The sequence below is a fragment of the Rhizobium sp. O111 genome (genome assembly GCF_055616315.1).
This window is the reverse complement of sequence record NZ_JBSHXL010000001.1, coordinates 1,133,084-1,146,880: the sequence shown is the minus strand read 5'-3', so window position 1 is coordinate 1,146,880 and position 13,797 is coordinate 1,133,084. Positions and strand designations below refer to the sequence as shown.

9 protein-coding genes are annotated in these 13,797 nt (G+C 61.5%); 4 read left to right on the top strand and 5 right to left on the bottom strand.

Annotated features, from left to right (window positions below; all coding sequences use genetic code 11):
- Positions 1-59 precede the first annotated feature (59 nt).
- The 3 genes from lon to clpP all read right to left on the bottom strand — a co-directional run bounded on the left by lon (position 60) and on the right by clpP (position 5,088).
- Positions 60-2,474 carry an endopeptidase La gene (lon, locus tag ACVTFQ_RS05895; protein ID WP_018900221.1) on the bottom strand — a complete coding sequence of 805 codons (2,415 nt, stop codon included), beginning with the start codon at positions 2,472-2,474 and terminating at the stop codon, positions 60-62.
- Positions 2,475-2,889: 415 nt separating this feature from the next.
- The gene (gene clpX / locus ACVTFQ_RS05890) at positions 2,890-4,167 is read right to left on the bottom strand and encodes an ATP-dependent Clp protease ATP-binding subunit ClpX (RefSeq protein WP_018900222.1); all 1,278 of its coding nucleotides are present in this window, start codon (positions 4,165-4,167) and stop codon (positions 2,890-2,892) included.
- A 282-nt stretch (positions 4,168-4,449) separates the two neighbouring features.
- A complete protein-coding gene (clpP, locus tag ACVTFQ_RS05885) occupies positions 4,450-5,088 on the bottom strand; it encodes an ATP-dependent Clp endopeptidase proteolytic subunit ClpP (protein ID WP_026283311.1) in 639 nt (212 codons plus the stop codon).
- A 385-nt stretch (positions 5,089-5,473) separates the two neighbouring features.
- On the opposite strand from clpP, the gene ACVTFQ_RS05880 reads away from it, so the two are divergent.
- Together ACVTFQ_RS05880 and ACVTFQ_RS05875 are read left to right on the top strand one after the other, a co-directional pair.
- The gene (locus ACVTFQ_RS05880; RefSeq protein ID WP_181459194.1) at positions 5,474-6,727 is read left to right on the top strand and encodes a GGDEF domain-containing protein; all 1,254 of its coding nucleotides are present in this window, start codon (positions 5,474-5,476) and stop codon (positions 6,725-6,727) included.
- A gap of 52 nt (positions 6,728-6,779) precedes the next feature.
- Positions 6,780-8,033 carry a cytochrome P450 gene (locus tag ACVTFQ_RS05875; RefSeq protein ID WP_111561282.1) on the top strand — a complete coding sequence of 418 codons (1,254 nt, stop codon included), beginning with the start codon at positions 6,780-6,782 and terminating at the stop codon, positions 8,031-8,033.
- 105 nt (positions 8,034-8,138) lie between these two features.
- Here ACVTFQ_RS05875 and ACVTFQ_RS05870 read toward each other — a convergent pair whose 3' ends face one another.
- The gene (locus ACVTFQ_RS05870) at positions 8,139-9,473 is read right to left on the bottom strand and encodes a dicarboxylate/amino acid:cation symporter (RefSeq protein WP_047509971.1); all 1,335 of its coding nucleotides are present in this window, start codon (positions 9,471-9,473) and stop codon (positions 8,139-8,141) included.
- 237 nt (positions 9,474-9,710) lie between these two features.
- On the opposite strand from ACVTFQ_RS05870, the gene ACVTFQ_RS05865 reads away from it, so the two are divergent.
- The gene (locus ACVTFQ_RS05865; protein WP_111561542.1) at positions 9,711-11,573 is read left to right on the top strand and encodes a sensor histidine kinase; all 1,863 of its coding nucleotides are present in this window, start codon (positions 9,711-9,713) and stop codon (positions 11,571-11,573) included.
- Positions 11,570-12,937: a sigma-54-dependent transcriptional regulator gene (locus tag ACVTFQ_RS05860; RefSeq protein ID WP_111561280.1), complete on the top strand. Its 1,368-nt coding sequence runs from the start codon at positions 11,570-11,572 to the stop codon at positions 12,935-12,937. The genes ACVTFQ_RS05865 and ACVTFQ_RS05860 overlap by 4 nt, the downstream gene beginning before the upstream one ends.
- Here ACVTFQ_RS05860 and ACVTFQ_RS05855 read toward each other — a convergent pair.
- On the bottom strand, positions 12,934-13,737 hold the full coding sequence (locus tag ACVTFQ_RS05855; protein ID WP_111561279.1) for an SDR family NAD(P)-dependent oxidoreductase: 804 nt from the start codon (positions 13,735-13,737) through the stop codon (positions 12,934-12,936). The two genes, ACVTFQ_RS05860 and ACVTFQ_RS05855, sit on opposite strands and share 4 nt — an antisense overlap.
- Positions 13,738-13,797: the final 60 nt, after the last annotated feature.

The window sequence follows — 13,797 nt, the reverse complement described above, 5'->3', positions numbered from 1 at the left end:
AAAAATGCCAGCCTTTTCAGGGTTTTTAAGCAATAGGGCACGAATGTGGCAAACAAGGCTCAATGAGCGATGGAAGTGCCGCTTTCGTCGTGCCCTTCGACCGTTGCGATAACAGGCGTTTCCACCGTGCCATCCCACTCGATCGCCTCCGGTCTGCGGACCAGAGCATGCTTGATCACCTCGCCCATACGGGACACAGGGATGATCTCCATGTTGTTCTTCACGTTATCCGGAATCTCCGCCAAGTCCTTGGCGTTTTCTTCCGGGATCAGAACAGTCTTGATGCCGCCGCGCAGTGCGGCGAGCAGCTTTTCCTTCAATCCGCCGATCGGCAGGACGCGACCACGAAGCGTGATTTCGCCCGTCATCGCCACGTCCTTGCGAACAGGGATGCCGGTCATGATCGAGACGATCGCGGTTGCCATGCCGACGCCGGCCGATGGGCCGTCCTTCGGGGTGGCACCTTCCGGCACGTGGACGTGAATGTCCGACTTGTCGAAGCGCGGCGGCTCGATGCCGAAATCGACAGCGCGCGAGCGGACGTAGGACGCGGCCGCCGAAATCGATTCCTTCATGACGTCCTTCAGGTTGCCGGTGACGGTCATGCGACCCTTGCCCGGCATCATGACGCCTTCGATCGTCAGCAGTTCACCACCAACCTCGGTCCAGGCCAGACCGGTAACGACACCGACCTGATCCTCGCCCTCGGCTTCGCCGTGACGGAAGCGCGGAACACCCAGATAGTCCGAAATGTTCTCGGCGGTAACCGCGACCGATTTCGTCTTACCCTTGATGATCTCGGTGACCGCCTTGCGGGCGAGCTTCATCAGTTCGCGTTCGAACGAACGGACACCGGCTTCGCGTGTGTACTGCTGGCTGATCGCCATCAGGGCATCGTCTGAAACCGAGAATTCGTTCGGCTGCAGAGCATGTTCCTTGATGGCCTTCGGCAGCAGGTGCCGCTTGGCGATCTCGCGCTTTTCGTCTTCGGTGTAGCCGGCGATACGGATGACTTCCATGCGGTCCATCAAAGGTGCCGGAATATTCAGCGTGTTCGCCGTCGTGATGAACATCACGTCCGACAGATCGTATTCGACCTCAAGGTAGTGGTCCATGAAGGTCGAGTTCTGTGCCGGATCGAGCACTTCGAGCAGAGCCGACGACGGATCACCGCGGAAGTCCTGGCCCATCTTGTCGATTTCATCGAGCAGGAAGAGCGGGTTGGACTTCTTCGCCTTCTTCATCGACTGGATGACCTTGCCGGGCATCGAGCCGATGTAGGTGCGGCGGTGACCGCGGATTTCAGCTTCGTCACGAACGCCACCGAGCGCCATGCGGACGTACTCACGGCCGGTCGCCTTGGCGATCGACTGGGCGAGCGAGGTCTTGCCGACACCCGGAGGGCCGACGAGGCACAGGATCGGACCCTTGATCTTGGTCGCGCGGGCCTGGACAGCCAGATACTCGACGATGCGCTCCTTGACCTTGTCGAGACCGAAGTGATCGGCTTCGAGGATCTTTTCGGCGTTGTTGAGATCCGTCTTGATCTTCGACTTCTTCGACCACGGAATACCGAGCAGCCAATCGAGATAGTTGCGCACGACGGTGGCTTCCGCCGACATCGGGCTCATCTGACGCAGCTTCTTCAGCTCGGCATCGGCCTTCTCGCGACCTTCCTTGGAGAGCTTGGTCTTGGAGATGCGCTCTTCCAGTTCGGCCATCTCGTCGCGGCCTTCCTCGCCGTCGCCGAGCTCCTTCTGGATCGCCTTCATCTGCTCATTCAGGTAGTATTCGCGCTGGGTCTTCTCCATCTGGCGCTTGACGCGCGAGCGGATGCGCTTCTCGACCTGGAGGACCGAGATCTCACCTTCCATGAAGCCGAGCGCCTTTTCGAGGCGTGCCTTGACGCTGGTGGTTTCCAGCATTTCCTGCTTCTCGGTGATCTTGATCGACAGGTGCGAGGCAACCGTATCGGCCAGCTTCGAGTAATCGTCGATCTGGCTGGCGGCGCCAACGACCTCGGGCGAGATCTTCTTGTTGAGCTTCACGTAGCTCTCGAATTCGGACACGACCGAGCGGCTCAGCGCTTCCAGTTCGACCGGATCGTCGTGCGGCTCTTCAAGCACATGACCGAGCGCTTCGTAGAAATCCTCGCGGTCGGTGTAGGCGTCGATTTCAGCGCGCGCGCGGCCTTCGACGAGAACCTTGACGGTTCCATCGGGAAGCTTCAGCAGCTGCAGAACGTTGGCGACGGTGCCGACATTGTGGATGGCGGACGGCTCGGGATCATCGTCGCTGGCATTGATCTGCGTGACGAGCATGATCTGCTTGTCCGAGCCCATGACTTCTTCGAGCGCGCGGATCGATTTCTCGCGGCCTACGAAGAGAGGTACGATCATGTGCGGAAAGACCACGATGTCGCGCAGGGGCAATACTGGATAAGCGGTGCTCGCAACTGACGTTTTCTTCGTCATTTTATTTCCTTTCCATCGTCCCGTTGCCGGGCTCTTCTGGCGCGACCGTTTGGGACCGGCCGCACTCTCACTTGGATTAACAAGTGGAGGTTCTGACTATGCTTTTCAAGCTGCCACATGGCCCGTGTCCGCTTGGACATGACAGCTATGCTACAACGGAACACCTCACTATGTCGCGCCTAGCTGGACCGGCGCTGACCATTTCCGAACCGGCTAAAATACAACGCCGAAACACACCAACGGAATCATTGCATAATTGCCAAGGGCGGATGAATTCGCAACGGCAACGAACGTGGTTTCAGGCGTCATCAGCAAGTTTTATCGGCATTTGGAGGTGCCGCGAACGGTTTTTCAAATAGAAAGGGGCCTGCCAACGGCAAGCCCCTTAAATTCACGGTTCGTATCGCGCTGATACTTAGGCCGAGGCGTTGGCCTTTTCTTCCTGGCGATCCGCGTAGATGTAGAGCGGACGCGAGGAGCCGCGGACGACTTCGTCGGAGATGACGACTTCGCGCACGCCTTCGAGCGTCGGCAGTTCGAACATCGTGTCGAGCAGGATCTTTTCCATGATCGAACGAAGGCCGCGGGCGCCGGTCTTGCGGGTGATCGCCTTGCGGGCGATTTCGCGAAGGGCGTCCTCGTGGAAGGTCAGCTCGACGTCTTCCATCTCGAACAGGCGCTGATACTGCTTGACGAGCGCGTTCTTCGGCTCCGACAGGATCTGGATCAGTGCGTCCTCGTCAAGGTCCTCAAGCGTCGCCAGAACCGGCAGACGACCGATGAACTCGGGGATCAGGCCGAACTTGACGAGATCTTCCGGCTCCAGTTCGCGCAACACTTCGCCGACGCGACGGTCATCCGGAGCGGCAACGCTTGCGCCGAAGCCGATCGAGGTCTTTTCGCCACGGGCCGAGATGATCTTGTCGAGACCGGCAAAGGCGCCACCGCAGATGAACAGGATGTTCGTGGTGTCGACCTGCAGGAATTCCTGCTGCGGATGCTTGCGGCCGCCCTGCGGCGGTACGGAAGCGACCGTGCCTTCCATGATCTTCAGAAGCGCCTGCTGCACGCCCTCGCCCGACACGTCGCGGGTGATCGACGGGTTGTCGGACTTGCGCGAGATCTTGTCGACTTCGTCGATGTAGACGATGCCGCGCTGCGCGCGCTCGACGTTGTAGTCGGCAGCCTGCAGAAGCTTCAGGATGATGTTTTCGACGTCTTCACCGACATAGCCGGCTTCGGTCAGCGTCGTGGCATCGGCCATCGTGAAGGGAACGTCGATGATGCGGGCGAGCGTCTGGGCAAGATAGGTCTTGCCGCAACCGGTCGGGCCGACCAGCATGATGTTCGACTTCGCAAGCTCGATTTCGCCGTTCTTGGTGGCGTGCGCGAGACGCTTGTAATGGTTGTGAACGGCAACGGACAGGATCTTCTTCGCCTGACGCTGGCCGATGACGTATTCGTCGAGGACCTTGATGATGTCCTGGGGCGTGGGAACGCCATCACGGGACTTGACCATCGAGGACTTGTTTTCCTCGCGGATGATGTCCATGCACAATTCGACGCATTCATCGCAGATGAAAACTGTCGGTCCGGCAATCAACTTGCGGACTTCGTGCTGGCTCTTTCCGCAGAAGGAGCAGTACAGGGTGTTTTTAGAGTCGCCGCCGTTGCTGCCGCTGACTTTGCTCATATCACTTTCCTTCCAGCACGCCGCATTTCAAGGTGAAAGTGCGGTCAACTCATTGGCCTGCCCCACTTGGAGCTACAGCCGGCCAAGGCCGTCAAGGGGTACGAACCGGGTCCAGACTAGGCCGTCTTGGCCCCGGCGGCAACGAACTCCCCTTCGAAGCCAAATGCTATGTCATAAAAATTCAACATAGCATTAATACTTGAGAATGGTTCACCCGCCACTCGGTTTATTCCCTAGTTCGATCACAAATGAGATAGAACTGTGGCGGGGAAAACACCATCCCTAGTTCTGACTAGGCGCAGCGCCTTCGATCTCGACACGAGACGTCAGGACCTTGTCGATCACGCCCCAGTCCTTGGCTTCCGCCGCATCCATGAAATGGTCACGGTCGAGCGTCTTTTCAACTTCCTCGTAGGTCCGGCCCGTGTGCTTGACGTACACTTCGTTCAGGCGGCGCTTCATCTTGAGAATGTCGCGTGCGTGACGTTCGATGTCCGAAGCCTGGCCCGAGAAGCCGCCCGACGGCTGGTGAACCATGATGCGCGAGTTCGGCGTGGCGAAGCGCATGTCCTTGTCGCCGGCTGCGAGGAGCAGCGAGCCCATGGATGCGGCCTGGCCGATGCACAGCGTCGACACAGCAGGCTTGATGAACTGCATCGTATCGTAGATCGCCATGCCGGCGGTGACGACGCCACCCGGCGAATTGATGTAAAGCGCGATTTCCTTCTTGGGGTTCTCGGCTTCGAGGAAAAGCAGCTGGGCGCAGACGAGCGTCGCCATGTGATCCTCGACCGGACCCGTCAGGAAAATGATGCGTTCCTTGAGCAGGCGCGAATAAATGTCGTAGGAGCGTTCACCGCGATTGGTCTGTTCCACAACCATCGGCACGAGGGCCATAGCGGTATCGACTGGGTTTCTCATGTGCGTCCTTTGTCAACGTCTTTCCGGCCCGACGCCGGGAATCAAAGAAAATGCCTTATCCCTACATAGAACTTCCCTACCCTTCTCTTCAAGACGCGCCTTGGGATAACGTTAAGACGGTGGGAAACCATGCCTGTTTTCATGGGCCCTCTGTAGGGAGATTCTTCAAAACCGTCATTAACGGCGGAGAGCCATACTCACGGCTCACAGCTTTTCTCTTCAGCAAGATGAAGAAATGCTGAATTCGCTCAGTATGGGACGCCGGTCATTTACCTCGTGGAAAGCCTATCGCCAGATAACGGACGAGGCCTGCGGGCTGCCGCTCCGCGATTAAGAAAGTCGCCAGCTTATTTAGCGAGGATGCGGCCATACAAGGGGTATTGCCGTGTTCAATGTTACGACAGGACTGGCCATTTGGTGCTCCGAGGCGATGACGCTCGCGCTGGTCGCGTTCATTGCCTGGCGCCATAATGTCCGAGACAAGACTTATTTTTATTGGGGCTGGGGCTTCATGCTCAGCGGCATCGGATTTGCACTGGTGGCGCTGCGCGGCCACATTCCGAGCTATCTGTCGATCGAGGCGGGCAATACCATCGCGCTTGTTGGCCAGAGCGCCTGGGTGGCGGGATATCTGGCGCTCGACCGGCGCAAGATCGAATGGTGGGTGCTGTTGCCGCCGGTCGTCTGGCTGGCCGGCGTGTTCCTGCCCTGGGTGCACGACGACTATCCGAACCGGGTCGCCCTCTACAACCTCGCCTCGGCAACGGGCGCGACGGCGCTGACCATGGCGGTCAGCTCGCCCGGCCTCAATCGAGAGTCGGCGCGCGCCAAGCTCGCGGTCATGTTCATCCTGCAGGCCTGCGTCTGTTTTATCGCCGCCGGCGCGATCGCCGTGCTGTCGCCGAGTGATATGGAAGCAGCCAATATCGCCGGCATCGCTGCAATGGGTACGGCGCTGATGCTGACGCTCGCCTGCGCGCTGACGGTTCGTCTCATCATGGAGCGCTCGGAGCAGAAATTGCGTATTCTCAGCCTCACCGACACACTGACTGGCGTCCTCAATCGCCGCGGTCTGTTTGCGCAGTTCACGCGCATCCAGACGAAGGCCTTCGACGAGAACCGCCAGGTCGCCGTTCTTCTGTTCGATCTCGACAACTTCAAGCGCATCAACGATCGCTTCGGCCACCAGGGTGGCGACGCCGTGCTGACGGTCTTTGCCCGCATGGCGCAGCAGTTTACGCCTGCGGGCGTGTTCGGCCGCATGGGCGGCGAGGAATTCGGGGCGTTCGCAAGCGTCGCCGACCAAACCGAGGCCGAGGCGCTCGCCGAGACGATCCGCACCGAGTTCTGCCGTGTTCCCGTCAGCACCGGCGACGCCATCATTCCGGCCACCGTCAGCATCGGCGTGGCCCTTGCCTCGCCGATCGAGGCCAATATGGACAAGCTGGTATCGGCCGCCGACCGCGCGCTTTATTCCGCCAAGGCCGCGGGCCGCAACTGCACCGTCACCTTCGGCGAGGCCGAGGCGGCAGCGCCGCCACCGCCGGAAGAAAAGCCGGATCACACGACGGGCGAACTCGTGCCGACGCTCGACGACCAGATCCATGCGTTGCGTCGCGTAGGTTCACTTGGACGCTGACAATAGGTTGTGCTCTCTTCCCGAGGTTGAGCAAATCCGCTAAGCCTCGGGCATGATCACATTGCCTTACATGTCCATTGACCCCGCCGCGCGCCGCGTCTCCATCGATGCGCGCAGTCCCTTGTTCTACAGCAATCCCAATGCCGCATACGCGGCATTGCATACCCACTGTCCCACATTTTACTGGGAAGAGCAGAAGCAGTGGTTCTTCACCTCGTATGACCATGTGAACGCGCTTTTGCGCGACCGGCGCTTCGGCCGGCAGATCCTGCATATCGCCAGCCGCGAGGAGCTGGGGCTTCCCGAGCCCGACCAGCACGTCGTCAATTTCGACCTTGCCGAACGGTACTCCCTGCTCGAACTCGAGCCGCCGGAGCACACGCGCCTGCGCACGCTCGTCAACCGCGCCTTCGTTTCGCGCCACGTCGAGAAAATGAAGCCGGAGCTCGAGGAGCTCGCCAACCGGCTTATCGATCAGTTCGAGCACAAGGGCGAGGTCGAGTTGCTCTCCGCCTTCGCCGACATCATCCCGGTCACGATGATCGCGCGGATGATCGGCATCCCCGAGGAGATGGGGCCGCAGCTCCTCAAGTGGTCGCACGCCTATATCCGCATGTATCTCTTCGGCCGCACCCGCGCCGACGAGGATGGTGCCGAAAAGGCCGCGAAGGAATTCGCCGATTACGTGAAGACCGTGATCGCAGAGCGCCGCGCCAACCCGCGCGACGATCTTTTGACGCACATGATCCATACCGAGCACAAGGGCCAGTATCTGACGGAGGACGAGCTCGTCTCGACGACGATCGTGCTTTTGAATGCCGGGCATGAGGCGACGGTGCACCAGATCGGCAACTCGGTGCGGATGATCCTCGACAGCGGCTTTGCGCCTTCAGAACTGTTCAAGGACGAGGAAACAACGGAGCGGACCGTCGAGGAATCGCTGCGCATTTGCGCGCCGGTTCACATCTTCCAGCGTTGGGCGCTGGAGCCGGCCGAGATCGACGGCATATCGTTCAAGCGCGGCGACAAGGTGAGCCTGATCCTGGCCGCGGCCAATCTCGATCCGCTGAAGTTCACCGATCCGCTGACCTTCAAGCCGGATCGCCGCGAGGCGGCCAACCTCTCCTTCGGCGCCGGCATTCACTTCTGCATCGGCGCGCCGCTGGCGCGGCTGGAGCTCAACGTGGTCCTGCCGATTCTGTTCGAGCGCCTGCCCGGCCTGAAGTTGGCCAAGACGCCCGAAGTAAAGGACGTCTACCATTTCCACGGGCTCGACCGGCTCGACCTCAGCTGGCCCTCTCGCTGAGAAACGGCCAAATAAAACGACCGCGCTCCCTTTCGGGAGCGCGGCCATCCGCCTTGGGAGGCACAGCTGCCGGTTAACGGCAGGCTGTTCTTTGGTTTGTTTGCCTTACTCGGCGGCCTGCAGCGTCGGAACCGGCTGATCGAGCTCTTCCGGTAGCTGGCCTGCCATGGCGGCGGCGAACTTTTCCTGGTCGAGTTCATTTTCCCAGCGAGCGACCACGACGGTGGCGACAGCGTTGCCGACCAGGTTGGTCAGAGCGCGGCATTCCGACATGAAGCGGTCGATGCCGAGGATCAGCGCCATGCCGGCGACAGGAACCGAAGGCACGACCGACAGGGTTGCCGCGAGCGTGATGAAGCCCGCGCCGGTGATGCCTGCAGCACCCTTGGACGACAGCATCGCAACGAGGAGCAGCAGGATCTGGTCGCCGAGCGACAGATCGATGCCGGTTGCCTGGGCGATGAAGAGTGCAGCCAGCGTCATGTAGATATTGGTGCCGTCGAGGTTGAACGAATAGCCGGTCGGGATGACCAGGCCGACGACCGAGCGCTTGCAGCCGGCGCGTTCCATCTTCTGCATCAGACCCGGCAGAGCCGCTTCCGACGAGGATGTGCCGAGGACGAGCAGCAGCTCTTCCTTGATGTAGCGGATCAGCGACAGGATCGAGAAGCCGTTATACTTCGCAACCGCACCCAGCACGACCAGCACGAAGAGAAGCGCCGTGATGTAGAAGGTGAGGATGAGGTAAGCGAGATTGGCGACCGAGCCGATACCGTACTTACCGATAGTGAAAGCCATCGCGCCGAACGCACCGATCGGGGCAGCCTTCATCAGGATCGCGACGAGGCGGAAGACCGGGGCGGTGAGCGCGGTCAGGAAATCGGTGACCGGCTTGCCCTTTTCGCCGACCATGCCGAGCGCGATGCCGAACAGCACAGAGAAGAACAGAACCTGCAGGATGTCGCCCTGGGCAAATGCACCGACGATGGTTTCCGGGATGATGTTCATCAGGAAGCCGGTGATCGTCGTCTCATGCGCCTTGGTGGCGTAGGTCGAGACAGCCTTGCCGTCGAGCGTGGCCGGATCGATGTTCATGCCGGAGCCCGGATGCAAAAGGTTGCCGACGATGAGGCCGACGATGAGCGCCAGCGTCGAGAAGACGATGAAATAGAGCATCGCCTTGCCGGCGACGCGACCGACCTTCTTCAAGTCCGACATGCCGGCAATGCCGGTGGCGACCGTGAGGAAGATGACCGGTGCGATGATCATCTTGACGAGTCGGATAAAGGCATCGCCGAGCGGCTTCAGGCTGGCGCCGAAATCAGGCCAGAAATGGCCGATCAGCATGCCGGCGATGATGGCGACGACGACCTGGAAATAGAGATGCCGGTAGAACGGCATCTTGGTCCGCGGCTCGGCGGCTGGAATTGCAACACCCATAGTGTCCTCCATAAAGCCCCCAAACCTGACCGGCCTCCCGGGGCAACTGCGTTTCAATCAACAGCCTTCCGGCTATTCGCAGCTACTTTGCAATGGCCGTGCCAGTTTCCGCGCGCCGTAATATCGCCATGATTCAAAACGGTTTTCTTCTGGACTGAAACGTCGCCGGAGCTCGATTGCGCGAATTGTCGCACAATTTCATTTGACGAATGTGCGAAAATCCGCACATTGAACATCATGCCAAATACGCTGAGCATTCCGGGGTTTGAGACCATCGACGACGTCGATCGCAGGACGCGACGCGGCTGGATCCTCTTCGTTGCGCTCTCAGCCGCCTTGCTTGTCGCGGCCCTGATTGGTGCGGCACTCTATGGGCGCAGTTCGTCGATCAACGCGCTCGCGGCCCAGAGCCAGACCGACGCCAGCTTGAAGGTGGCGCTGCTGACGGCCGTGCTTGAGCGCCCGCGCGCGCTGCCATTGCTGCTCGCCGAGGACCAGCAGGTTCTGAATGCCCTCTCCTCCACCAGCGTCACCGATATTGACATTTTGAACCGCAAGCTGGAGCGGCTGGTGACGGGCACGCAGGCCGCGGTCCTCTATGTCATCGGCACCGACGGCCTTGCCATAGCATCAAGCAACTGGCGCGAACCGATCAGCTTCGTGGGGAACGACTATACGTTCCGCGACTATTTCAAGCGGGCGATGCAGCAGGGAACGGCGGAGCATTTCGCGCTCGGCAGCGTCAGCAAACGCCCAGGCCTCTACATCTCGCGCCGGGTCGGCAGTGCCGACGCGCCGCTTGGCGTCGTAGTCGTGAAGCTGGAATTCGACCAGCTCGAGACCGACTGGCGCGACACGCGCCGGCCGGTTTACGTGACCGACGAGCACGGCGTGGTGCTGATCACCAGCATCCCCTCCTGGCGCTTCATGACGGCGGTGCCGGTGCCGCAGCAGGAACTCGCCGCCATCCGCGAGAGCCTGCAATTCGGCGATGCGCCGCTGACGCCACTGCCGGTCGTCAGGCCCGATATCATCGACCCCAAGACGTCACTGGTTTCCGCTATCCTTCCCGGCAGCAGTGCCGCGGAATATCTGCGCCTCTATGCTGCCGTACCGACGACGCCTTGGCGACTGGAGTATCTGGTGCCAACGGAAGCCGCCGTCGCCTCCTCCGTGCGGGAGATGCGTTTGCTGTCGCTCGCCGTGCTGGTGCCGATCCTCGCGGTTGCGGCGTTCCTGCTCCGGCGCAGGCAGAGTGCGGCCATGCGGATTGCGGTCGAATTGTCGATGCGAGAGGAACTCGAGCGCCGGGTCGCCGCCCGCACCGAGGATCTCAGCCGCGCGCGCGACCGCCTGCAGGAAGAGATCGCCGATCACAGGAACACCGAATCCAGACTGCAGGTCGTGCAGCAGGAGCTTGTCCAGGCAAACCGACTTGCCATTCTCGGCCAGGTCGCAGCCGGTGTTGCGCATGAGATCAACCAACCGGTCGCGACCATCCGCGCCTATGCTGATAATGCCCGCGTCTTCCTCGACCGCGAGCAGGCCGAGCCGGTGAAGGAGAATCTTGGCGCCATCGCTGCGCTCACCGAGCGGATCGGTTCGATCACCGAGGAGCTCAAGGCCTTCGCGCGCAAGGGGCGGACGGCGCCGGAACCGGTGGAGTTGCGCGATGTGATCGAGGGTGCCGTGGTGCTGCTCAAGAGCCGCTTTGCCGGACAGTTGCAGGCGCTCAGCATCAAGCTGCCGCCGCCGGGCCTGCAGGTTCTCGGCAATCGCGTTCGGCTCGAGCAGATCCTGATCAACCTGTTTCAGAACGCGCTCGAAGCGCTGGAGGGGCGCAGCGATGCGCGAGTGGAAATCTCGGCGGTCGCGACCGATGAGGACGTGGAGGTGATCGTCGCCGATAACGGCCCGGGGATACCCGCCGCCATCCTCGCCTCGCTGTTTACGCCCTTCAACACCTCCAAGGAAAAGGGCCTCGGCCTTGGTCTGGTGATCTCGAAGGACATCGTCGCCGACTACGGCGGGCGCATCGAGGTCTCCAGCAGCGACCGGGGAACCAGCTTCATCGTGCATCTCGTGAGAGCAAAGCCATGACAGACGCCGCATCCATCTTCCTCGTCGACGACGACAAGGACCTTCTGCGCGCCACCAAGCAGACGCTGGAACTGGCGGGCTTTACCGTTTCCGCCTTCTCCTCGGCGGTCGATGCGCTGGCGGCGCTGACGCCGGATTTCCCAGGCATCATCGTTTCCGATATCCGCATGCCGCAGATGGACGGCCTGCAGCTGTTCGACCGCGTGCAGCGACAGGACCAGGATCTTCCCGTCATCCTGGTCACCGGTCATGGCGATATTCCGATGGCGGTGAAGGCGATCCAGCAGGGTGTGTATGATTTCATCAGCAAGCCCTTCCCCGCCGACCGATTGGTGCAGAGCGTGCGCCGGGCGGTGGAGAAGCGGCGTCTGGTGCTGGAGAACCGGGCACTGCGCAAGGCGAGCGAGCAGGTACGCGACGACCTGCCGCTGATCGGCCAGACGCCGGCGATGGAGCGGCTGCGCCATACACTGCGGCAGATCGCCGATACCGATGTCGACGTGCTGGTGACCGGGGAGACCGGCAGCGGCAAGGAAGTCGTGGCCAGCCTGCTGCATCAGTGGGGGCGGCGCAAGGCCGGGAACTTCGTCGCGCTCAATTGCGGCGCCCTGCCGGAAACCGTCATCGAGAGCGAGCTTTTCGGACACGAGCCCGGCGCCTTCACCGGCGCGCAGAAGAAGCGTGTCGGGCGCATCGAGCACGCCAGCGGCGGGACGCTGTTCCTCGACGAGATCGAAAGCATGGCGCCATCGACGCAAGTGCAGATGCTGCGCGTGCTTGAAATGCGCGAGGTGACGCCGCTCGGGACCAACGAGGTACGGCCGGTCGACCTGCGCGTGGTCGCAGCCGCCAAGGTCGATCTCGGCGATCCCCGGCAGCGCGGCGATTTTCGCGAGGATCTCTATTACCGGCTGAACGTGGTGACGATCTCGATCCCGCCGCTCAGGGAACGGCGCGACGACATTCCGCTGCTCTTCGGCTATTTCGCCGAGCGGGCGGCGAAGCGCTTCAAGCGCGACATGCCGGTCGCGTCATCCGCCGTGCACCGGCATCTGCAGGATCACGACTGGCCCGGCAACGTCCGCGAGCTCTCGCATTTCGCCGAACGCTTCGTGCTTGGCGTGCAGCAGTTCTCCGGCAGCGCGTCAGAGCCGAAGCCCAGCGACCTCGGCGAGGGTCTGCCCCTGCCCGATCGGCTGGACCGTTACGAGGCAAGCATCATCCGCGACGTGCTCGACGCCAATGACGGCGATGTGCGCAGGACGATCGCGGAACTCGGCATTCCGCGAAAGACCTTCTACGACAAGCTGCAGCGCCACGGCATCGTGCGTGCCGACTTCGCGCCGAGCGATGAGCGGAACTAGCCCGCCGTAACGCCGTAACGCGTAGCGGGCTTGTTGTGCGAGAGGTTAGGCCCGAGCGCCAGGCGCGCTGCGGTTGCGGCATCGAGATCGCCGCTATCGGGCAAGGACGGGATGGTGACCAACTCGCCCTGATCGAAGCCCGCAAGGGCCGCGTCCACCATGTCGTTCACATCCATGACCATCGAGGGTGGCATCTGATCGACCGAGCGGCCGGCGCGCTCGAAGATTTCCGTGCGGGTCAGGCCGGGCATGACCGCCTGAACCTTGACGCCCTTTTCCGCGACTTCCGAATGGATGGCCTGGGTGAGGTTGAGGACGAAAGCCTTGGTGGCGCTGTAGGTGCCATTGAAACGCTCCGGAATATAGGCAACCACCGACGCGATGTTGATGATGGCGCCCCTGCCCCGCTCTGCGAAGGCCTGCGCGGCGGCAACAGCCAGCCGGTTGGCGGCAACGACGTTCAGCTCGATCATCGTCTCGAGATAATCGATGTCATCCTCCACCAGTGTGCCCTTGGGGCCGATGCCGGCATTGTTGACGAGCAGGCTGATATCAGCGTCTTCCCGCAAACGCTTCTCGACAATCCTGACGTCGGCGCGATCGGTCAGATCGGCCGGAAGGACGCTGACCTTCACGCCGGTCTCGCTGGCCAACCTGTCAGCCAAAGCCTGCAGTCGCGCGGCATCGCGGGCGACGAGAACAAGATCGTAGCCGCGTTTGGCAAGGCGATCGGCATAGGTGGCGCCGATGCCGGACGAGGCGCCGGTGACGAGTGCGGTTCCGAGAGAATCGGTGGACATTGCGGCATTCCTTCCTTGTTTGAACTCACCCTGCCCGATTTGGCGGGGCGCGTTGAAATT

What these genes read in the sequence shown, in the direction of transcription:
- ACVTFQ_RS05875 (WP_111561282.1), top strand. Translation starts at nt 6,780, where the DNA reads ATGATCACATTGCCTTACATGTCCATTGACCCCGCCGCGCGCCGCGTC.
- ACVTFQ_RS05870 (WP_047509971.1), bottom strand. Translation starts at nt 9,473, where the DNA reads ATGGGTGTTGCAATTCCAGCCGCCGAGCCGCGGACCAAGATGCCGTTC.
- clpX (WP_018900222.1), bottom strand. Translation starts at nt 4,167, where the DNA reads ATGAGCAAAGTCAGCGGCAGCAACGGCGGCGACTCTAAAAACACCCTG.
- ACVTFQ_RS05855 (WP_111561279.1), bottom strand. Translation starts at nt 13,737, where the DNA reads ATGTCCACCGATTCTCTCGGAACCGCACTCGTCACCGGCGCCTCGTCC.
- lon (WP_018900221.1), bottom strand. Translation starts at nt 2,474, where the DNA reads ATGACGAAGAAAACGTCAGTTGCGAGCACCGCTTATCCAGTATTGCCC.
- ACVTFQ_RS05865 (WP_111561542.1), top strand. Translation starts at nt 9,711, where the DNA reads ATGCCAAATACGCTGAGCATTCCGGGGTTTGAGACCATCGACGACGTC.
- ACVTFQ_RS05860 (WP_111561280.1), top strand. Translation starts at nt 11,570, where the DNA reads ATGACAGACGCCGCATCCATCTTCCTCGTCGACGACGACAAGGACCTT.
- clpP (WP_026283311.1), bottom strand. Translation starts at nt 5,088, where the DNA reads ATGAGAAACCCAGTCGATACCGCTATGGCCCTCGTGCCGATGGTTGTG.